Here is a 21,267-nt window from a genome sequence, read left to right on the forward strand (position 1 = left end):
CTGCCAGCAAGTAGGAGCTAGTCTACTGCAAACCTGCCGCTTGGGGGAGTTTCGCTCGTGAGAATCGTTTCTGCCGCAGGCGGTCTGCTTGCCACGGCCTTGCTTTCGGCTTGCGCGGCCATCCCCGGATTTTCTCCGCCGCCCGTCGATGCGATTGATCTGTCCGCCCCCGCGGTGATCCAGACGGCACGCAACTTTCCGCGCAAACAGATCCTGATAGCCGAACCATCTGCGCTCAAGCTTCTTGATGGTGAGGACATCGTCATCCGCACGGATGAAGGTACGGTTCAGCTCCTGAGCGGCGTGCGGTGGACGGATCGCCTGCCGCAGCTCATTCAGGCACGGCTGGCTGAAGCTTTCCAGAAGACGGACAGTTTTGGCGGTGTCGGCCTGCCCGGCCAGGGACTTGCGATCGACTACCAGATTGTCACCGACATTCGTGCCTTCGAAATTCGTGCGGGCGCTGGCGAGACAGTTCATGTCGAGCTCTTCGTGCGCATTCTTGATGACCGCAACGGCGTCGTGCGTGGCTCACGCAGTGTGGTTGCGGTGGCCCCGGTTAGCGGAACGGGCAGTGCTGCCTATCGCGCTGCATTCACCACGGCTTTCGAAGCCGCCACGATACAGATCGTGGACTGGGTGGTCGGCAGTCTGTAAACTGCAGATCGTCCGCTGCTGGCGGATGAATACACCCGTTCTCTCCTGATCCGGAACAAGAAAAAGCCCCACTTCCTGGGAAGCGGGGCTTCATGACTTCCGGCGGGCCAGACAATCTGGCCCGCTGCGTAAGCCTTTAGACCGAGTAGTACATGTCGAACTCGATCGGGTGCGGGGTCATCTCGTAACGCAGCACCTCTTCCATCTTGAGTTCGATATAGGAGTCGATCTGATCGTCGTCGAAGACGCCACCCGCCTTGAGGAAGGCGCGGTCCTTGTCGAGGCTCATCAAAGCTTCGCGCAGGCTGCCGCAGACGGTCGGGATCTTCTTCAGCTCTTTCGCCGGCAGGTCGTAAAGATCCTTGTCCATGGCCTGGCCTGGATGAATCTTGTTCTTGATGCCGTCGAGACCTGCCATCAGCAGTGCCGCGAACGCCAGATAAGGGTTGGCCGTCGGATCGGGGAAGCGGACCTCGACGCGCTTCGACTTTGGCGAGGAGCCGAACGGAATACGGCAGGAAGCCGAGCGGTTGCGGGCCGAATAGGCAAGCAGCACCGGAGCTTCGAAACCCGGAACAAGACGCTTGTAGGAGTTGGTCGACGGGTTGGTGAAGGCGTTAAGTGCCTTTGCATGCTTGATGATGCCGCCGATATAGTAGAGGCAGCTCTCGGAAAGGCCAGCATATTCATTGCCTGCAAAGGTCGGCTTGCCGTCCTTCCAGATCGACTGGTGGACGTGCATGCCCGAACCATTGTCGCCATAGATTGGCTTGGGCATGAAGGTTGCCGTCTTGCCATAGGCATGGGCGACCTGGTGGACGACATATTTGTAGAGCTGCTGCTTGTCGGCGTTGCGCGTCAGCGTGTCGAACTTGATGCCAAGCTCGTGCTGTGCGGAAGCCACTTCGTGGTGGTGCTTTTCGACTACAACACCCATCTCGCCGAGCAGGGTCAGCATTTCGGAACGCATGTCCTGAGCAGAGTCCACCGGTGGGACGGGGAAGTAGCCGCCCTTCATGCGCGGACGGTGACCCAGATTGCCCGTCTCGTATTCGCTGTCGTCATTGGACGGCAGTTCGTTGGAGTCGAGTTTGAAGCCGGTATTGTAGGGATCTGCCTTGAAGCGAACATCGTCGAAGATGAAGAATTCAGCTTCCGGACCGACATAAACCGTGTCGCCGAAACCTTCCGACTTCACATAGGCTTCGGCCTTCTTGGCCGTGCCGCGCGGATCGCGGTTGTAGGACTCGCCGGAGATCGGGTCGAGAATGTCGCACACCACGGCCATGGTCGACTGGGCGAAGAACGGGTCCATGGTTGCGGTATCGGTGTCCGGCATGAGGACCATGTCGGATTCATTGATGGCCTTCCAGCCAGCGATGGAGGAACCATCGAACATCACGCCATCGGCGAACATGTCCTCGTCTACCGCGGACGCATCCATGGTGACGTGCTGAAGCTTGCCCTTGGGGTCAGTGAAGCGCAGGTCAACAAACTTGATGTCGTTGTCCTTGATCTGCTTCATCAGGTCCTGTGCTGTCGTCATTCTATTTTATCCCGTGTTTATGACCACAAAACGTGCAATCGGTTGTTGTTCTAGGTTCAGACCGCGTCTGGGCCGGTCTCGCCGGTACGGATGCGGATGACTTCCTCGACGCTGCTCACAAAGATCTTTCCGTCGCCGATCCGGCCCGTCTGCGCGGCTTTGCGGATGGCTTCGACTGCGGCTTCGACCATGTCGTCTGCAAGCACGACTTCAATTTTCACCTTTGGCAGGAAATCGACGACATATTCGGCACCCCGGTAAAGTTCGGTGTGGCCTTTCTGCCGGCCGAAACCTTTCGCCTCGGTGACGGTAATGCCCTGAAGTCCGACTTCCTGAAGGGCCTCCTTCACTTCGTCGAGCTTGAACGGTTTGATGATCGCCTCGATCTTTTTCATGCTTTGGCGGCCTCCGATTGCTGGTAAGTGGGGTTCGCCCCCCACTTCATGAACCTCTTATGCATGTGCCGTGCCAACTCGATCGGGTGGTGAAATTTCTTCCAGCTTTCCATCGGATGCGGGCGATTTACATGCACTCATGCTGCAATGATAGGACGTTGCAGCGAGCTGTCCACGCTATTGTGCTCAATAAATGTGCAACATGATTACAAACTAGTCGCGCGCATTGCGTATTGCGTTCTGCGTGTGGTGATCGCTAGGCTCAACCGATGGATAGCGCGCATCTTGAAATACTCACCGCCGATCAGATGAGGCAGGCTGAAGATCAGGCCGCCCGGGAGCTCCCGGGCGGGACTTTCACGCTGATGGAGAATGCCGGGCAGGCCGTGTTTGATTTTCTCCTGACACGTCATGCGGAGGCGCACGGCTTTGACGTCTTGTGCGGTCCCGGCAACAATGGGGGCGACGGATATGTCGTCGCAAGGCTCCTGCGTGAAGCTGGACTGGATGTACGTCTGTTCGCACTTGCCGCACCAAGGGAAGGCACAGATGCTGCCAGAGCAGCATCAGGCTGGAGCGGGAGTGTCGAGGATCTGGCCACGTGGCAACCTGAAGAGGGCCGGTTGATCGTTGATGCGATCTTTGGCGCCGGGCTCAGTCGCAATCTGGAAGGGCTGGTTCTTGATGTTGTTCGCGAGGCGAGAACTGCCGCTTCGACCGTGGTTGCTGTTGATCTGCCAACTGGCATCGAAGCCGATACGGGGGCAGTGCTTGAAGATGCGTTCAAGGCGTCGGCAACAATAAGCTTCTGCCGAGCCAAGCCCGCCCATCTGATGCTCCCCGGCCGGGCCCACTGCGGCGACGTCATCATTCGGGACATCGGCATCGACCCGCGCCACATTGAAGGGCTGAAGCCGAAAATGAAGCTGAACGCACCCACATTGTGGGCGAACGATTTTCCATGGCCCGGCGAAACCGATCACAAATATACCAGGGGCCATGTCGGTGTTTTCGGCGGTGGAGCAATGACAACCGGTGCGGCGAGACTGTCGGCCATGGCAGCAGCACGCATTGGGGCAGGGGCCGTCACCGTATTGTCGCCCGCCAACGCGCTTCTGCTCTACGCCATGAACCTAACGTCCATCATGGTGGCGAGATACGAGATCGAACAGGAACTGGATGATTTTCTTACCAGACGGCATCCTCAGGCCTTTGTGCTGGGGCCGGGATTTGGTGCCCCCGGCAAGGCGCGCGCGATAGTCAGGCGCCTGTCCGAGGCGGATGAGGCGGTGCGCCCGAAGGCGATCGTTCTGGATGCCGATGGCTTGACTGCCTTCGAGGAGCGACCGGAAGAGCTTTTCGAAATCGCCGCCGAATATCGTGGCCAAGGTGGTCAGCTCGTCATGTCCCCGCATATGGGGGAATACAAGCGTCTGTTTTCAGAAGTCGAAGGCGGACCGGTGGAACTGGCGCGCCAGGCTGCGGCCCGCGCACAATGCGTCCTGTTGCTGAAGGGGGCTGATACGGTGATCGCAGACCCTGAAGGCAATGTCGTGATCAATTCAAGTGCCCCGGCATGGCTCGCCACCGCCGGAAGCGGAGACGTGTTGGCGGGGATGATCGGCGGTCTGTTGGCCCAGGGAATGCCTGCACTCGGTGCCGCGAGTGCCGCCTGCCAGCTTCACGCACAATGTGCTGCCGTGCATGGGCCGGGTCTTATGGCTGAAGACATTCCCGGCCTGTTGCCGAGTGTTTTGCGTGATCTATGGCGAGAGGGCCGTGATCATCTTCAGACGGAACGATAGTTGAGACGTGGCGTTTCTGCATTGAGTCGGCAATTTATGCCGCCACCGGGCAGGGGACGTTATGGACGCTTCTTTCGACGATATGATTTCAACCGAATATGCAAAGGATGCAGAGGCTGCACGGCCCGCTAAAAAGAGCGGGCGCAAGGCCGGGACTGGCCCATCCGATGGCACGATATTACGGCCAGGACGCAATGTGTGGCGGATAGAGAATGCGGCCAAGCTCAAATTTCTCATCGACGCCGACGCATATTTCACGATGCTGGAACAGTCGCTGCGCAATGCTCGTCACTCGATCTGGATCGTCGGATGGGACTTCAACGGCAATATCCGTCTGCATCCCGATCAGGGTGAGCAATCGATCCGCCTTGGCGAATTGCTAAGAGAAGCCGTGGAGCGCAACGAGAACCTGACTGTCCGCATATTGGTCTGGCGGCTCGGTGCCCTCTACTCTCAGAAGAAGATTTTTCAGCAGGAGCCATGGCGGGAGCATCCGCGCATCATCTTCAGATATGATGGAAAGCACCCGCTGCGGGCATCCCACCACCAAAAACTCGTATGCATCGATGACACGCTGGCTTTCACCGGCGGCATGGACCTTACCGTTCATCGTTGGGACCGCAGACCTCATCGCCCCTTCGATCCGGACCGGGTGACCGAGGATGGTGAGGCATACGAGCCGGTGCACGACGCGCAGATTGCCTTGGAAGGCGCTGCAGCCAAGGCAATTGGCGATCTGGCGCGCGAGCGTTGGAAGCGCGCCACCGGCGAAACGCATCAGCCGGAACATCACGCCGAGCCTGTCTGGCCGGATGGTTTTGAGCCGGAGCTGAAAAACGCGAATGTCGGCATCGCCAGGACCCTGCCATCAATGGTCGGGTACCGGGGAAAACGCGAAGCAGGACGCCTGAACTACGATGCGCTTCGCCGGGCTCGAAAGAACATCTACGTAGAGACCCAATATCTCGCCTCGCGACCCTTGGGTCGGCTTCTGGAGAAGCGGTTAGCCGAGGAGAATGGGCCCGAGGTCGTCATTCTGGTGACGGAAAGTTCGCGGGGCCTGTTCGAGCAGTTCGTGATGGGCGGCAATCGCGACCGCATCATCCGACGCCTTATAGCTGCCGACAAGCACAAGCGGCTGCGCGTGTTCTATCCGATCGCTGTCGACGAGGCAGCGGACAAGGAACAGGAGATCCTGATCCACTCGAAAGTTCTGATTGTCGATGACTGCTTCCTGCGTATCGGCTCGTCCAACCTGAACCATCGATCCGAGGGGCTGGATACGGAATGTGATGTCGCCATTGAGGCTACAAACGAAAAGGAGTGCACGGCCATAGAGGGGCTTCGCAACGATCTTCTGGCAGAGCATCTCGGAGTTGAGAAAGAGCAAGTCGAACAAGTCATTGGGAAGACGGCCTCGCTCGTGGCCGCAATCGACATGCTGAACAAGGGCGAGAAGCGGCTGCGCCCGTTCCGTCTGGACCCCAAGGGTGAAAAAGCCCTGCTGTTCGGTACAGCAGTACTTGATCCCCAACGACCCTACTGGCCGCTGCAGAAGGCGCGTCATCTGCCAGGTGCGATCCGCAACTGGGCATCCCGCTTGTTTTCCTGATCCGGGTTACTACCCCGCTGAAAAAATGCCGCCGATCTTGCACGATCGGCGGCATTTCTATGTCGGCGGCGGGGTACTAGGCGCGTGACGCAGAAGCGCGTGCCTTTTCGCGCTCTTCCGGTTTCTTGAGAATGCCACCCTCTGCTGCCAGCAACATTGGCAGTCCGATAGCCAGCGGCACGAGAAAATAGCAGAAGCGGAATGCCAGAACCGCACCGACAAGAGGCGCTCCGCGAAGAAGGTAAAGCACCGTGGCCTCAAGCACGCCCAGGCCGCCAGGTACATGGCTGACAAGAGCCGTGCCATTGGCGATGGCGTAAACGGCCGCCACATCGATATATCCGACATCCGCAAAGGCGAGCACGGTCTGGTGCAGGCAGGCCGCGACGAAGGCGAAATTCGTGAAGCCCACTCCGATTTGAGCCAGCGCAAGCTTCACCTTCGGAATCCGGAATTCCCAGTGCTTAAACCGCCAGGTGAAGTCGGAGAAGAAGGCCGCGACGGCCAGATACGCCGCGGGCAGACAAAGGCCCGCAACCGCCAGTCCTCGGATGACACCCGCACCCAGTCCCGTCATCTCGCCAGCTGCTTCAGGCCGAAGAAGCAGTGCCGTACCGGCTAGCGTGACGAGCCCCAGGAGAACGGTGACGCCGGAAAAGAGAATGACATTGGCGACTTCACCGGCGCTCAATCCCCACCGCGAGTAGAACCTGTAACGGACCGCACCACCCGACAAGGCCGCCACGCCGATATTGTGTCCGATGGAGAGGCTGGTGAAGGAAGCATAGGCCACATTGGGATAGGGCAATCTGTGCCCGGCATAGCGCAGGCCCAGATAGTCGAAGAATGTCAGACAGAAATAGCTGCAGGCAGTAAACGCGAAGGCTCCGGCAAGGTGCCAGGCGGATATCGAGAAAAGCGAATCTTTCAGTTCTTCGAAGCTGTATTTGCTGAGCGTGCGATAGAGGAGCCAGCCTGCAAGGCAGATCGCCAAGAGAATGAAGAGCCGAATAAGGTTTTTCTTTATAGCCATTTAATTGCACATCTTAATGAACCGCTTTCAAAGGCGGTACAGCTTGAACTTCTCAGGGAACGGGAGGCGACACCTGTTGGTTCCCCATAGGAAGCCGGGCGGGTGAAGACACCAAATCAGAGATTGCGAGCGGAGCAGATTATTGCGGTTTTTGACCTATAACGTGCATGGTTGTCGCGGAACGGACGGTCGTTTGGATGCATCGCGAATTGCTGAAGTGATTGCCCAGTGCGAACCGGATGTCATAGCGCTGCAGGAATTGGATGTCGGTCGCGCAAGATCCGGAGGGATGGATCAGGCGCATGAGATTGCACGCGAACTCGACATGAAGTTTCACTTCCACGCCGCAATGAAAGTGGAAGAGGAGCATTATGGGAACGCGATCCTTACCGCACGTCCGATGCGTTTTGTGAAGTCGGGGATATTGCCTGCACTTGGCGAGCCGCGCGGTGCATTACATGTAGAGATCGAAAGTGGCGATGGCCCCATACAGGTGTTCACGACGCATCTGGGGGTGATGCGCGGGCAGCGAAACCTGCAACTCGACCCGTTATTAAGTCGCAAATGGATCGGCGGAATAGACAGCAATATGCCCCTTGTCCTCATGGGCGATTTCAACGCAGTGCCATATTCCGGCGTCTACAGGCGTTTGACGCGAGTGATGCAGGATGCCACCCAATATCGCGGGCGTCGCGGTGCAACCTTCCCCTCGCGCTTTCCGCTACTCCGGATCGATCACATATTCGTCCGCGGCCCGGTGACGTCACTTGGCAGCTGCGTGCATGACAGCGCACTTGCGCGTCGCGCCTCCGATCACCGCCCTCTTTATGTCGATCTCGAAATCTGAGAGGGCGACCGGCGCTTCAACTCGCTCGTGCCATTATCTGTTGGGCAACCGTTTCACGACCATAGATGCGGTCGAGAATTTCTGCGCTCGAGATAAATTCCTCTGCCGATGGGTCGAACGCATCGGATCGACCCAATTGCTCCGCCCAGGCAAGAAGCGCCTTGCCGCCCCAATCGTCAGGTGGAGCAACAAGGACCTGCCGTGACGTCCCATGCATGATGGCCGCCTCGAAATCGAAGAAGGAACCGTTGAGATTGCGCATCTCGACAGAACCTTCGGTGCCATAGAGGACGACGGAGATTTCGGCATCCTTGCCGGCGCTCAAGTTCCAGGAGCAGGTCATGCGGCAGGTTGTGCCGTTGGCAAACTCCAGGGTGGATAAGGCAAAGTCTTCCACCACGTCCGGGTCTGCGCGTAGCTTGCTGCCGCCTGCATACAGGCTGCTTCGAACTTCTGAAACGCGCTCAAAACCCTTGATCCACATGATCAGGTCAACCAGGTGCACGCCGAGATCAATGACGCAGCCGCCGCCTGATTGCTTCACGTCGTAGAACCAGGATTTGTCCGGACCATAAGCGTTGTGAAAGACAAGGTCGGCCGCGTAGAGGTCGCCAATCCGCCCGCTATCTACGGCCTCGCGAAGTGCCTGCATGGCATTCGTGTGCCGGTACGACAGGTCCAGTCCAAGGAGCTTGTTAGCCTGTCGTGCCGAAGCGACAACATCGCGTACCTCGCGAGCGGTGCGGCCAAGCGGCTTCTGACAGAAAACGGCAATGCCGCTATCCAGGCATGCGATCGTCTGCTCAGCATGCAACGCGCTTGGAGTAGCGATGACGATGCCATCAAGTTGTCGCGACGCCAGTTCTTCAAGATTGGCGCATATCTCTGCCTGTGGGGCAAGCTTGCGGGCTTCTCCCACACATTCCGGAGACGGATCGGAAATGGCTGCGATATCGGCAATGCCGGCAGAAGCCAGCGCGCCCATGCGCATGCGGCCGATCCAGCCCAGACCAAGGAAACCCAGACGCGGTTTTTTACTCATCCTGCATCCTCACCACAGCCTTGAGAAAGCCATCAGGCCGCTCGCGAGCGGCGCGCAGTGCCTCGTTCAGTTCATCCAGCTTAAAGCGATGGGTGATTAGTGGGGCAGGATCGATCCGGCCCTCCGCAACCGCATCGATCGCGGTCCTGATACCTGAGATGTAAATCCTCGGGTCGCGCTCGTGAGCATTGATGACATCAAGGCCCTTCCAGTTCCACATCTGCATGTTGATCTGGCGCGGCCCGTCCTGATGGTAGCCCGCGATGATAAGGCGCCCCCTTTCACCGGTAATCTCTCCCGCCAGATCGAGCGGCCACGATTTCCCGGTGGCCTCGATAACCCGGTCACACAGCTTCCCGTCGGTCAGCGAATTGACCTCGTCGATAATGCGGTAGTGATCGTCCATCTCGATGAGATGCGCAGCACCTGCCTTCGCCGCGAGGTCAAGTGCAGTGGCTCTGCGAGATATGGAGATGACTTGGGCACCCGCCGATGCGGCGAGCTTGCACAAGAGCGTGCCCAGAAACCCGCTTCCGACAATCGCCACTGTATGGCCTGGTTGGATGTCGCTTCGCGCATGGATGTTCATCGCGCAGCCGAGCGGTTCACCGGGGAAATCAGTCGCCGCCAGCTCACGGGGCAGGGGAACGACATTATCGGCCGGACCCACGTCATATTCTGCATAGGAATTGTAAAACAGCGCGGTGACAGGCTGACCAATGCTCAGGCCGTCCACGCCTTCCCCGATCGCGGCGACGGTGCCGTAACCTTCGTGCCCCATATTTCCAGGCGCAGTCGGATATTCCATCCAATCCGGCCCTTCCCACGGTTCGATATTGGATGCGCAGACGCCGCAGCCGGCGAGTTTTACCAGCACTTCACCCGGACCAGGTTCAGGAACCGGAACCTCGCATATCTCGAACTTTTCCGGTGCAACAAGAACTGCTGCACGCATGGTCTTCGAAGTCGCCGTTCCTGAACGCTTTTCCGCAATGAGTGACATGAACCTACCTGTTACGATAATCCTTGAATGGGCGGCGCTTAATCATTCCCGCCTCTTTTCAGATGTGTTCCGGCGCCGCGACCCGGCGTTCCCATGATCCCACCGGCGCGACGCGCTTTCGATCCGCAGGGCTCGTGGCTACCCGGCCAAGGCTCACATGCCTGAGACCGGCCTCACTTGCCGCCTCTGGCTGGTGCAGGTTGCGGAAGTCGAAGAGCCAGTCGCCGCTCATCTCCTCTGCAAGTTTCCGCAGGTCGAGCTGTTTGTAATCGTCCCATTCGGTGAGGATCACGACGGCGTCCGCGTCATGGCAGCAGTCATACAGGTCTGAGTGAAACTCCACGCCGTCAAGAAACTGCGCGGCCGTCTCATTGGCTTTTGGATCATGCGCGGAGACTTCAAGCCCCATTTCCTGGAGCATGGGTATGATGGCCAGCGATGCAGACTCGCGGACATCATCCGTATTGGCCTTGAATGCGAGGCCAAGAACGGCAACCTTCTGCCCGGCATGGAGCCCGCCTTCTTTGACTATGCGTCGCGCTAACTGCTTCTTGCGGTCCTCGTTCCGCGAAATAAGCGTTTCGATCATGTGCTGGCGAGCGCCATATTCCCGGCCGGTGGCGGCGAAGGCGCGCGTGTCCTTTGGAAAACAGGAGCCGCCATAGCCGGGGCCTGGCTGCAGAAAAGCCGAGCCTATGCGATGATCGAGCCCTATCCCGCGCGCCACGTCAGCCACATTGCCACCGCTCTTCTCACACAGATCCGACACCTCGTTGATGAAGCCGATCTTGAGCGCGAGAAAGGCGTTTGCGGCATATTTGATAAGCTCCGCATCCACCGTGCGGGTTTCCACGATCGGCGCATTGGCTGAAACGAACGGTGCGTAGATCTTGCGCAGCACTCGCAGCGAATAAGGATCATCGGCACCAAGCACGATGCGGTCTGGTTCGAGAAAGTCCTGCATGGCAGAACCTTCGCGAAGAAACTCGGGATTGGAGGCCACCCGAATATCGAAAGCACCACGCTCACGTGCGATGATCTCGCGCATGCTCCGCGCTGTTCCTGCTACAACTGTAGATTTCATGACGACGACCGCACCGGCCATCAGATGAGGGGCGATGTTTCGACCTGCGGAAAAGACTTGCGAAAGGTCGATGCCGCCGGACGGGCCCGATGGAGTTCCCACCGCAATGAAGACCGCATGCGCTCCCCCAACTGCTTCTTCAGTATCCGTCGTGAAGCAGATTTTGCCGCCGTCGAGGGCCTCGTGGAGTGCGTCTTCAAGGCCGGGTTCATATATAGGAACCTGGCCCCTCGACAGCATGTCGATCCGTTTTCTGTCCAGATCGAGACAACAGACATCATGTCCCAATTGGGCGAGGCAGGTGCCGGTTGTGATGCCGACATATCCGGCGCCGATAATGGTGATCTTCATGCTGGAAACTCCGTACAGAACCTGTCTGCCTAACCTGCGGCTGCTGCCGATGTTCCAGCTGAAGATGAAAGGTGGCAGGGCCGACAAGCTCACATAAATGAATGCTAATGGGCTATTGGGAGCCCTTGCTCACAAACTTGTTGAACCGGCTCGTGCCGCCGTCCTTCGTCTTCTCCTGATAGAGAAACTCAAGCTCGCTATCGTCAAAGATCTCGAAGAAGGTGTCCCAGTCGATCTTTTCCAGATTTTCCTCGGGCTCGCCGAAGTCTATGCGCAGAAGCCCGCCTGGACCGCTGTCCTTCACGCGGGCGGGGTGTCCGTCACGTTCCTCTGCCCATTTGCGGATGGTCTCGTGATCGGTGGTGGTTTTTGCTTCCGACATGGTGCGCTTGTCCCTTGAAAATGCAGATGCGGCGGTTGTTGCACCGTCAGCCGCTTAATCTTTTCCGACGCCTAAAGTTCCTGTCGGCAGCGCAGGAACCTGTTCCCAGCAGGAACATTTAGAAGCTGGGACAGTTACGTCTTCAGATTTCAGCTATTTCTTGGGAGCGCCTGGCGGATGAGAGTACTTGTTACCGGTGGTTGCGGTTTTATTGGTCGCTATGTGACGGATGAATTGCTCGCCAATGGCTATGATGTCCGCGTTCTGGACTCGCTGGTCGAGCAGGTCCATGCCGATGGCGCACCCCCTCGCATTGAGGGTGTGGAGTATCTGATCGGTGATGTGCGAGACCCCGCCTTGATCCGCGAAGCGTTGGAAGGTGTCGACCGCATCATTCACCTTGCCGCTGAGGTGGGTGTAGGCCAGTCCATGTACGAGATATCGCGCTATGTGGGTGCGAATGATCTCGGCACCGCGGTCCTGCTCGAAAACATGATCGACCGACCGATCGAACGTATCGTCGTTGCCTCATCCATGAGCGTTTATGGTGAAGGTCTTTACGAGACCGAAGATGGCCGACGCATTGACCGTGCGCGCCGGACGAAGAATCGCGTTGAAGCTGGACAGTGGGACCCGATCGATCCATCGGGCCGCACATTGACACCGATCCCGACCGATGAAGAAAAGCCGGTAGACCTGGCTTCCATCTACGCGCTTTCGAAATATGCACAGGAACGCGAGGTGCTCATCTTCGGGCAGGCCTATCCGGTAGAAGCAGTTGCCCTTCGCCTGTTCAATGTGTTCGGTGCGGGACAGGCGCTGTCCAATCCTTATACCGGCGTGCTGGCAAATTTTGCATCAAGGTTGGCAAACGACCAGGCGCCGCTCGTATTCGAAGACGGCAATCAGAAGCGCGATTTCGTCCATGTGAAAGACGTAGCCCGCGCCTTCCGTCTGGCGATGGAGTGCAAGAACGCCAACGGGCAGGTCATCAATATCGGCAGCGGTCGTGCCTATTCCATCCGCCAGGTGGCGGAACTCGTGGCCGATGCACTGGACAAGCCGGAGATTAAACCGGAAATCCTCAACAAGGCTCGCTCCGGCGACATCCGCAACTGTTTCGCTGACATTGCAAAGGCGCGAGAGCTGTTGGGCTTCGAGCCGCGTCATCGGCTTGAGGATTCCATTTCCGAGTTTGCCGAATGGGTGCGGATGACCGGGGCGGTAGACAACGCTGCCCAGATGCGCAAGCAATTGGAAGAGCGGGGTCTTGTTTCATGAAGGGGGAGAAGGACTTCGGTTTCGTCGAGTGGTTCAGACCCGGCGAGTATGAGCGTACCGAGCAGATACTTCCCGAACTTCAGGCTTCCGGAGCACGCTATCTGCGTACCCACCTGTCATGGGCTGAGTACTTGGCCGAAGGTGGTCCGGAGTGGTTCGACTGGTTGTTGCCGCAGCTGGGAGAGCGCTTCGAACTTCTGCCCTGTATCCACTACACGCCGCCCTCCATTTCGCGAAACGGAAAGACTTCCGGGGCACCAAAACGGCTTCAGGACTATGCTGATTTCGTAGACCACGTGCTGACGCGCTATGGCAGGCACTTCCGGGAGGTGGAACTCTGGAACGAGCCCAACAATCTGCTCGATTGGGACTGGCGGCAGGATCAGGATTTTCAGCTTTTCTGCGAGATGGTCGGCGCCGCAGCCTATTGGGCGCAGAAGCGCGGCTGGAAAGCAGTGCTCGGAGGCCCCTCGCCATTCGATCCCTATTGGGTTGATCTGATGGGCCAGCGGGGTCTGCTTGATGTCGTTTCGGCCGTAGGCTTCCACGGCTTTCCCGGAACATGGGATAGCGAAGAGGGAAGCTGGGGTGGCTGGGAGCTACACATTGGCGAGCTGCGAGAGATCGTTGACCGTTACAATCGCAACGCAGAAATCTGGATAACGGAAACCGGTTATTCGACCTGGCGCAATGACGAGGTCGAGCAGGCACGCCGCTTCATCGAAGCCTTGGATGTGCCTGCGGAGCGCATGTATTGGTATTCGTGGCGCGATGTCCCGCATGATGTGGCGGTGCAGGAAGGTCATTGGTTTGATGCGCGTCATTACCACCTTGGGGCGGTCGACAATATGGGAAATGCCAAGCTGCTGGCGCGCCTGTTGCAGGACGGTGGCGTTGGGCGCGTGCGAGAAGTGACCAACATTCCGGCACCCGCGCGCATCGGAAGAGCCGCTCCCATACTGATTACGGGCGGCAGTGGATTCATCGGCAGCAACCTCGCGGACAGCTACCTCGCCGACGGCCATGACGTCATCATCCTGGACAATATCAGCCGTCCAGGAGTGGACCAGAACCTCCATTGGCTGACCGAGCGCCACAAGGACAGAGTGCACCCCTTCCTGGCCGATATCCGTGATATGCACGCAATCCAGCCAGCCCTTCGTGATGCGAAGGCCATTTTCCACCTTGCAGCGCAAACAGCGGTCACGACCAGCCTCGAGCAGCCCTTCGACGATTTCGAGGTGAATGCCCGCGGTACGCTGAATATCCTGGAAGGTGTCCGTAGAGCGGGAAGGAACGCGCCGGTCATCTTCGCCAGCACAAACAAGGTCTATGGCGCGCTCGGTGACCTCGAGATGATCGAGCTGGAGGACCGTTACGTCCCGGTGTCCAAGTCGGTGCATCGGCACGGGATATCGGAAGCGCGACCGCTTGAATTCTGCACGCCCTATGGCTGCTCGAAAGGTGTAGCCGACCAATATGTGCTCGACTACGCGAAGACCTTCGGCGTTCAAAGCGCCGTTCTTCGCATGAGTTGCGTCTACGGTCCGCGCCAGTTCGGCACAGAAGACCAGGGCTGGGTCGCTCACTTCCTCATCCGAGCACTGGCAGGCGAAGAGATAACGATCTTTGGCGACGGGAAGCAGGTGCGAGACGTGCTTCATGTCCATGACGCCGTATCGGCCTACCGTGGTGCGGCGGAAAATATCGGACGAGTATCGGGCAAGGCGTTCAATCTTGGCGGTGGCCCGGCAAATGCGGTCAGCCTGCAAATGGTGCTGCATGAGATCGGTTCGATCACCGGGCAGGAGCCGCAGGTCAGGCGGGAGCCGTGGAGGCCCGGCGACCAGCATTACTTTGTCAGTGATACCCGGCTTCTCCAGAAAGAGCTGCGCTGGCAGAGCGAGATCACCTGGCGCGAGGGCATCCGCGATCTTGCTCAATGGCTCTATGACACCCGCGGATTCGAACTCAACGACAAGAAAAAGAAGAGGATGTCGGCATGAAATATGTAGGGCTTGACCAGGTAGCGGATGCGACAGCACCTCATCTGTTCTCGGGCGATCCGGGTGCCCGGGGTTATCGGGTTCTCATGACGCTGGACGCTGTGGGCGGTGTCTGGCGCTACGCGATGGAACTCGCACGTGCCCTGCGTCCGCACAATACGCGTATCACCTTCCTCGGATTTGGACCTCCACCGTCTACTGCCAAGGTTGCTGAGGCTGAGCGGCTTGGCCGCCTGATCTGGTCGGACCAGCCGCTGGACTGGATGGTCTGTGACGAGCTTGCACTGTCTCGGGTGCCCACGGAGATCGAGCGCATCGCTGCGGAGGAGGGGGCTGACCTCCTACATCTGAACATGCCCACCCAGGCTGCCGATTTGTCCACTGCGATTCCAGTGGTGGCTGTTTCCCATTCTTGTCCGATCACCTGGTGGCGGGCAGTAAAGAACGAGCCGCTGCCCGAAAGTTGGCATTGGCTTGAGGATATGAACAGGCGGGGCTTGTTGCGGGCTGACGCCGTTATTGCACCCAGCGGAAGTCATGCGCAATCGCTTGCGGATTGTTATGGCCCCGTACCGGGGCTCAGCATCATTCACAACGGGTTGAGCAACTTCATGGATGGAGCCGAGAAGGACCCCGTGATTTTTGCCGCCGCCCGCTGGTGGGACGAGGCAAAGAACGCCAGGCTTCTTGATGCAGCCGCCGCGAATATCGATTGGCCCGTGGTCATGGCTGGTGCAGGCGAGGGGCCGAACGGCCAGTCAGTGATTATCGAAAACGCCTGCCACCTTGATGAGGTACCCCATGCAGACCTCATGAGGCAGTTGGGGCGTGCATCCATCGTGGTCTCGCCATCGCTTTACGAGCCATTCGGACTTGCAGCCCTCGAAGGTGCGCGCTCCGCCGCAGCTCTGGTGCTGGCCGATATTCCTACATATCGCGAACTTTGGAACGACAGTGCGGTCTTCTTCGATCCACGTGAGGTCAACAGTCTGGAGAATGCGCTGCAAAGGGTCATCGAAGACCCGGACCTGCGCGAGGAACTGGGGCAGAGGGCACTGGCACGCTCGCGTCGCTACACGCCCGACATACAGGCATCCAACCTTGTTGAGCTCTACGACACGCTTTCGGGCAAGACGGTGGAGATGGCGGTATGAAATTTGTGTTCTACACCCATTCCCTCATCTCCGACTGGAACCACGGCAACGCGCATTTTCTGCGCGGCATTATGAGGGAACTTGTCAATGCCGGGCATGAGGCCATCGCCCTGGAACCGGCTGGCGCCTGGAGCAGACAGAATCTGGTATCCGACCAGGGTCTACAGGCGGTGGAACGTTTCTTTGCTGATTTTCCCGGCCTGCAAAGCACGATCTATGACGACGAATTTGACCATGAGGCCGCACTTGATGGTGCCGATGTCGTGGTCGTACACGAATGGACCGAGCCGCAAATTGTGCGGCTCATAGGCGAGATCCGGCGCAGGAACGATTTCACCCTCCTCTTCCACGACACACATCATCGCGCCGTCTCCGCCGAGCCGGAGATCGCGGAACTTTCGCTTCAGGACTACGACATCGTCCTGGCATTTGGTGAGACGCTTCGTCAGAGATATCTGGATGCAGGCTGGGGGAGCCAGGTGGTCACATGGCATGAGGCCGCCGATCTGCGCCTGTTTCGACCCATGCACACCCCGATCAAGGATGGCGATCTCATCTGGATCGGCAACTGGGGTGATGACGAGCGCACCGCCGAACTTCACGAATATCTAATCGATCCTGTCCGAGAACTGAGCCTTGTCGCGACGGTAAGGGGGGTGCGCTATCCCGACGAAGCGCAAGAGGCGCTGCGTACCGCCAATATTTCCTATGGCGGCTGGATTGCAAATGCCGACGTGCCGGAAGCCTTCGCGCGTTATCGCGTTACCGTACATGTGCCCCGTCGGCCTTACCGGGCGACACTTCCGGGCATTCCCACCATCCGCATGTTCGAGGCACTCGCCTGTGGCATCCCGCTGGTGTCCGCTCCGTGGGAAGATACCGAAGGGCTTTTCCGTCCGGGTCGAGACTTCCTGTTCGCCCGTGATGGCAGCGAGATGAAGGCTCATCTCGCAAACATTCTCTCTGATCCGGAACTCTCTGCCGAACTCGCGCGTAACGGATATGAGACCATCCGCGATCGACACAGCTGTGCGCATCGCGTGGATGAACTGCTCCAAGTTCTAAGCAAGCATGGCACGAGCCGCGTTCGCACCCAATTGGCACCGAAGGAGGCCGCGGAGTGATGAGAGTCGCATTCTACGGATCAAGCCTGTTGTCGTCCTACTGGAACGGAGCAGCGACCTACTACCGGGGCATCATTCGTCAACTCCACAGGCTTGGCCACGAGGTCACCTTCTATGAGCCGAATGTTTATGACCGCCAGAAGAACCGCGACATCTGCCCGCCCGAATGGTGCCGCTCGGTCGTGTACCAGGGCAATATAGAAGCGCTCCGCAGCGTCGCGGCAAAGGCCAGCGAAGCCGACGTTGTCGTCAAGACAAGTGGCGTCGGCTTCGAAGATGAAGCGCTGTTCGATGCGGTTTTTGCAGCTGCACGTCCCGGAGCATTGAAGATATTCTGGGATGTCGATGCGCCGGCGACACTGGCCGAAATGCGCGCAGATGCCAATCATCCCCTCCATCGCCAGATCCGTGATGTGGATCTGGTTCTCACCTATGGCGGTGGTGACCCGGTGATCGCAGGATATCGCGAAATAGGCGCGCGTGAGTGCATTCCGATTTATAACGCGCTTGATCCCGATACCCATCATCCCGTGCGTGCGGAAAGCCGTTTTACCGCCGACCTGTCCTTTCTGGGCAACCGACTTCCGGACCGGGAGGCGCGGGTTGAACAGTTTTTCTTTGATGCGGCGGCGAACGCGCCGTCAGAGAAGTTCATACTGGGTGGTTCGGGTTGGGGTGACAAACCCATGCCCGACAACATCCGGTACATTGGTCATGTACCGACCAAGGATCACAACGCCTTTAATGTAACGCCAAAGGCCGTCCTGAACATCAGCCGCGAAAGCATGGCGCAGAACGGCTATTCGCCAGCCACGCGTGTATTTGAAGCGGCAGGGGCAGGTGCCTGCCTGATCACCGACACTTGGGACGGGCTCGATCTTTTCCTCAAGGAAGGCTCTGAGGTGCTTGCCGCCCGCGATGGCCAGGAAGTCGCGGAGATAGTGCAGGCGCTTACCACCAAGGAAGCACAGCGCATCGGCGAGAACGCCCGCCAGCGCATGCTACGCGAGCACACCTATGCCCATCGCGCCGAGGAACTTGACCGTATTCTGACCCGACATTTCGAAAAGAACCGGATTGAGGCAGCTGAATGACGCGTCCACTCAATATTGTCTTCATCGGGCTTTCTATATCCTCGTCCTGGGGAAACGGTCACGCCACCACCTATCGATCCCTGATGCGCGGGCTGGCTGCCGAGGGGCACAAGCTGCATTTCATCGAAAGAGATGTGCCGTGGTATGCTGCCCACCGGGATCTGCCGGAGCCGGAGTTCTGCAAGCTGTCTTACTACAGCAGTCCGGAAGCTATTGGCGAATTCGAACGTGACATTGTCTCTGCAGACGCCGTCATCCTCGGCTCATATGTCCCTGACGGCCAAATCGTCATCGACAAGGTTACAGCCATGCAGCCGCGGCTGTTCTGTTTCTACGACATCGATACCCCGGTCACGATGGCAGCCCTTGATCGCGGGGAGGAGACTTTTCTTGCCAGGCGGCAGGTGCCCCTCTTCGACATCTACTATTCGTTTTCCGGCGGGGAGGTTCTCACGAGGCTCGAACAGGAATACGGCGCTGAACGTGCCGAGGCCCTATATTGCAGCGTGGATGCCGAGCGCTACCGCCCGACCGGTGAAGAGATCGAGTGGGAACTGGGCTATTTGGGAACCTACAGCCCGGACCGCCAGCCGGTGCTGGAAGAATTGCTCCTGAAGCCCGCGCGGATGATGCCCGACAGGCGCTTTGTGGTTGCCGGCTCGCAATACCCCGATGACATCGAATGGCCTGCCAATGTCGAGCGCATCGACCACCTGCCGCCGGAGGAGCACCCCTCCTTCTACAGTCGGCAAAAATTTACCCTGAACGTCACACGCGCGGACATGGTGGCGGCCGGGTGGTCACCGAGTGTGCGGCTGTTTGAAGCTGCGGCTTGCGCTACCCCGATCATAAGCGACCGCTGGCGCGGCATCGGCGAGGTTCTGCCCGAAGGTGAGGCGATCATAATTGCAGATAAAGCATCCGAGGTTGTGCGCCATCTGACGTCATCCACTCCGCAGCAACGGCAGGAGCTTGGTGCGTCGGCGCGCTCTCGCGTGCTGAATGCTCACACGGGAATGGCGCGCGCGAAGGAGCTTGAAACCTCGCTACGCAAGGCCGCGGGCAGAGCGTCGCGCTTTGCGCAGGCAGTGTGAGGTGGGGATGAGTAACGGCGATAAGAAAAAGCGCGTCCTCGTTGCCGGTGGAGCAGGGTTCATCGGCTCGCATCTGTGCGATGCCTTATTGCGTCAGGGGCATGAGGTGGTGTGCCTTGACAGCTTCCTGACCGGCTCGCACCAGAATGTGGATCCGCTCGAAAACCATCCGGATTTCACTTTGGTAGAGGCTGACATATCCCAGACCCTGCCTCCCATGGGGCGGTTCGACGAGATTTATAATCTTGCAAGTGCCGCGTCACCGCCGCGCTATCAGGCTGATCCTGTCCACACAATGATGACGGGAGTGGTGGGCACCAATAATCTGCTGGAACTGGCAGCCCGGTGCGGTGCCCGTTTTTTGCAGGCTTCGACGAGTGAAGTTTATGGCGACCCCCAGGTGCACCCCCAGCCTGAAGACTATCTGGGCAATGTGAACTGCACGGGGCCGCGCGCCTGCTACGATGAAGCCAAAAGGGCCGGGGAAACATTGTGTTTCGACTATTTGCGGCGTGGCAGCGTCGATGCCAGGGTAGTGCGCATATTCAACACCTATGGTCCGCGTATGCAGGCCGATGATGGGCGGATTGTCTCGAACCTGATCACTCAAGCGCTGAAGGGCGAACCACTAACCATATATGGCACAGGAGAACAGACCCGCTCCTTCTGCTATGTCGACGATCTCGTGCGCGGACTGTTGGCTTTGATGAATGTTGGGGAGACACCGAGGTCTCCGGTCAATCTCGGCAATCCAGGCGAATTCACCATCAATGAACTTGCACGGCTTGTTCGCGAACGTGTCCCTGCGGCAGGACCGACGGTGCATATGCCACTCCCGCAGGATGATCCACAGAAACGCAGGCCCGACATTACGCGCGCGAAAGAACTTCTGGGCTGGGAGCCCGTCGTCCCGCTGGTGGAAGGCCTTGAGCCGACGATTGCATATTTCGCACTTGAGCTTGGTGTCGAAGCGATGCCGAAAATGCCCACACCGGATGAAGTCAGGAAATCGGTCTGAAATGTCTAATGGCGATGGCGCGAATCACAGGGACAGCCTTGAAGAGAAGATCCACGCCCTGCGGCCGTGGTTTCACAACATGAAAATAGGCGGGATCGAAACCGCTCCCGACCACTTCCTGGGTGATTATCCGGCATTCAAGTTCCGCAACTTCGCCCATATTCTGCCGGAGGATCTGGAAGGTCGAAGTGTACTCGACATCGGATGCAATGCCGGTTTCTACTCGATGGAGATGAAGCGGCGTAATGCCGGCCGCGTGGTGGGCATCGATTCTGACCCGCGCTATCTGGCGCAGGCGAGACTGGCAGCAGAGACGCAAGGTTTTGAACTCGAACTGCATCAGATGTCAGTGTATGACGTAGGCGCGCTGAACGAGAAATTCGACCTCGTCATATTCATGGGTGTACTCTATCATCTCCGCCACCCGCTATTGGCGCTGGACCTGATTCACGAACATGTCTGTGGTGACCAGATGCTTTTCCAGTGCCTGCAGCGCGGTTGGAACACCGTACCGGAGATTGCCGAGGATTATCCGTTCTCGGAATGGGAGATCTTTGACGAGCCCGATTTTCCGAAGCTCCATTTCGTCGAGCACCGCTATGCGGGTGATCCCACGAACTGGTTTTTCCCAAACCGGGCGGCGGTGGAAGCCATGTTGCGCAGCTCCGGCTTCAAGATACTCGAGCATCCCGAGCGGGAAGTATATCTCTGCGCCCGCGCCTGAACCGAATTGTGTGAG

The 21,267-nt window shown here is 58.5% G+C and carries 19 protein-coding genes; 12 read left to right on the forward strand and 7 right to left on the reverse strand.

Features of this window, described 5'->3' with window-relative positions; all coding sequences use genetic code 11:
* The first annotated feature begins 57 nt into the window (after positions 1-57).
* A complete protein-coding gene (locus WA367_RS08790) occupies positions 58-657 on the forward strand; it encodes an ABC-type transport auxiliary lipoprotein family protein (RefSeq protein ID WP_336056403.1) in 600 nt (199 codons plus the stop codon).
* 136 nt (positions 658-793) lie between these two features.
* Here the strand turns inward: WA367_RS08790 and glnA are convergent, their stop codons facing one another.
* On the reverse strand, positions 794-2,203 hold the full coding sequence (gene glnA, locus WA367_RS08795) for a type I glutamate--ammonia ligase (RefSeq protein WP_036480625.1): 1,410 nt from the start codon (positions 2,201-2,203) through the stop codon (positions 794-796).
* Positions 2,204-2,259: 56 nt separating this feature from the next.
* Positions 2,260-2,598 (reverse strand): P-II family nitrogen regulator, encoded by a 339-nt coding sequence (locus WA367_RS08800; RefSeq protein ID WP_036480623.1) that lies wholly within the window; start codon positions 2,596-2,598, stop codon positions 2,260-2,262.
* Positions 2,599-2,867: 269 nt separating this feature from the next.
* Here WA367_RS08800 and WA367_RS08805 point away from each other — a divergent pair, with 269 nt between their 5' ends.
* The gene (locus WA367_RS08805; protein WP_336056404.1) at positions 2,868-4,403 is read left to right on the forward strand and encodes an NAD(P)H-hydrate dehydratase; all 1,536 of its coding nucleotides are present in this window, start codon (positions 2,868-2,870) and stop codon (positions 4,401-4,403) included.
* 61 nt (positions 4,404-4,464) lie between these two features.
* Positions 4,465-6,015, forward strand: coding sequence for a phospholipase D-like domain-containing protein (locus WA367_RS08810; RefSeq protein WP_336056405.1), 1,551 nt, complete (start codon positions 4,465-4,467; stop codon positions 6,013-6,015).
* Between the two features lie 76 nt (positions 6,016-6,091).
* Here WA367_RS08810 and WA367_RS08815 read toward each other — a convergent pair whose 3' ends face one another.
* Positions 6,092-7,048 carry a lysylphosphatidylglycerol synthase domain-containing protein gene (locus WA367_RS08815; RefSeq protein WP_336056406.1) on the reverse strand — a complete coding sequence of 319 codons (957 nt, stop codon included), beginning with the start codon at positions 7,046-7,048 and terminating at the stop codon, positions 6,092-6,094.
* Positions 7,049-7,211: 163 nt separating this feature from the next.
* On the opposite strand from WA367_RS08815, the gene WA367_RS08820 reads away from it, so the two are divergent.
* Positions 7,212-7,895, forward strand: coding sequence for an endonuclease/exonuclease/phosphatase family protein (locus WA367_RS08820; protein ID WP_336057085.1), 684 nt, complete (start codon positions 7,212-7,214; stop codon positions 7,893-7,895).
* Positions 7,896-7,911: 16 nt separating this feature from the next.
* Here WA367_RS08820 and WA367_RS08825 read toward each other — a convergent pair whose 3' ends face one another.
* The 4 genes from WA367_RS08825 to WA367_RS08840 form a co-directional block, all read right to left on the reverse strand.
* Positions 7,912-8,937 carry a Gfo/Idh/MocA family protein gene (locus WA367_RS08825; protein ID WP_336056407.1) on the reverse strand — a complete coding sequence of 342 codons (1,026 nt, stop codon included), beginning with the start codon at positions 8,935-8,937 and terminating at the stop codon, positions 7,912-7,914.
* On the reverse strand, positions 8,930-9,940 hold the full coding sequence (locus WA367_RS08830; protein WP_336056408.1) for an MDR/zinc-dependent alcohol dehydrogenase-like family protein: 1,011 nt from the start codon (positions 9,938-9,940) through the stop codon (positions 8,930-8,932). Before WA367_RS08830 ends, WA367_RS08825 begins: the two co-directional genes overlap by 8 nt.
* 58 nt (positions 9,941-9,998) lie before the next feature.
* Positions 9,999-11,375, reverse strand: coding sequence for a UDP-glucose dehydrogenase family protein (locus WA367_RS08835; protein ID WP_336056409.1), 1,377 nt, complete (start codon positions 11,373-11,375; stop codon positions 9,999-10,001).
* A gap of 112 nt (positions 11,376-11,487) precedes the next feature.
* Positions 11,488-11,757 (reverse strand): hypothetical protein, encoded by a 270-nt coding sequence (locus WA367_RS08840; protein WP_336056410.1) that lies wholly within the window; start codon positions 11,755-11,757, stop codon positions 11,488-11,490.
* Positions 11,758-11,934: 177 nt separating this feature from the next.
* Between WA367_RS08840 and WA367_RS08845 the strand changes: the two genes are divergently transcribed.
* Genes WA367_RS08845 through WA367_RS08880 form a run of 8 tightly spaced genes read left to right on the forward strand, consistent with a single transcriptional unit; the run spans position 11,935 to position 21,252 of the window.
* A complete protein-coding gene (locus WA367_RS08845; protein ID WP_336056411.1) occupies positions 11,935-13,038 on the forward strand; it encodes an NAD-dependent epimerase/dehydratase family protein in 1,104 nt (367 codons plus the stop codon).
* Positions 13,035-15,044, forward strand: coding sequence for an NAD-dependent epimerase/dehydratase family protein (locus WA367_RS08850; RefSeq protein ID WP_336056412.1), 2,010 nt, complete (start codon positions 13,035-13,037; stop codon positions 15,042-15,044). The genes WA367_RS08845 and WA367_RS08850 overlap by 4 nt, the downstream gene beginning before the upstream one ends.
* A complete protein-coding gene (locus WA367_RS08855) occupies positions 15,041-16,198 on the forward strand; it encodes a glycosyltransferase family 4 protein (protein WP_336056413.1) in 1,158 nt (385 codons plus the stop codon). Before WA367_RS08850 ends, WA367_RS08855 begins: the two co-directional genes overlap by 4 nt.
* The gene (locus WA367_RS08860) at positions 16,195-17,322 is read left to right on the forward strand and encodes a CgeB family protein (protein ID WP_336056414.1); all 1,128 of its coding nucleotides are present in this window, start codon (positions 16,195-16,197) and stop codon (positions 17,320-17,322) included. The genes WA367_RS08855 and WA367_RS08860 overlap by 4 nt, the downstream gene beginning before the upstream one ends.
* On the forward strand, positions 17,322-18,416 hold the full coding sequence (locus tag WA367_RS08865) for a CgeB family protein (protein WP_336056415.1): 1,095 nt from the start codon (positions 17,322-17,324) through the stop codon (positions 18,414-18,416). The genes WA367_RS08860 and WA367_RS08865 overlap by 1 nt, the downstream gene beginning before the upstream one ends.
* On the forward strand, positions 18,413-19,510 hold the full coding sequence (locus tag WA367_RS08870) for a CgeB family protein (RefSeq protein WP_336056416.1): 1,098 nt from the start codon (positions 18,413-18,415) through the stop codon (positions 19,508-19,510). The genes WA367_RS08865 and WA367_RS08870 overlap by 4 nt, the downstream gene beginning before the upstream one ends.
* Positions 19,511-19,517: 7 nt before the next feature.
* The gene (locus WA367_RS08875; RefSeq protein WP_336056417.1) at positions 19,518-20,528 is read left to right on the forward strand and encodes a UDP-glucuronic acid decarboxylase family protein; all 1,011 of its coding nucleotides are present in this window, start codon (positions 19,518-19,520) and stop codon (positions 20,526-20,528) included.
* A 1-nt stretch (position 20,529) separates the two neighbouring features.
* Complete coding sequence (locus WA367_RS08880) at positions 20,530-21,252, forward strand: TIGR04290 family methyltransferase (RefSeq protein ID WP_336056418.1); 723 nt, start codon at positions 20,530-20,532, stop codon at positions 21,250-21,252.
* The last annotated feature ends 15 nt before the right edge of the window (positions 21,253-21,267 follow it).

Source organism: Nitratireductor sp. CH_MIT9313-5 (genome assembly GCF_037029545.1).
GTDB lineage: Bacteria > Pseudomonadota > Alphaproteobacteria > Rhizobiales > Rhizobiaceae > Chelativorans.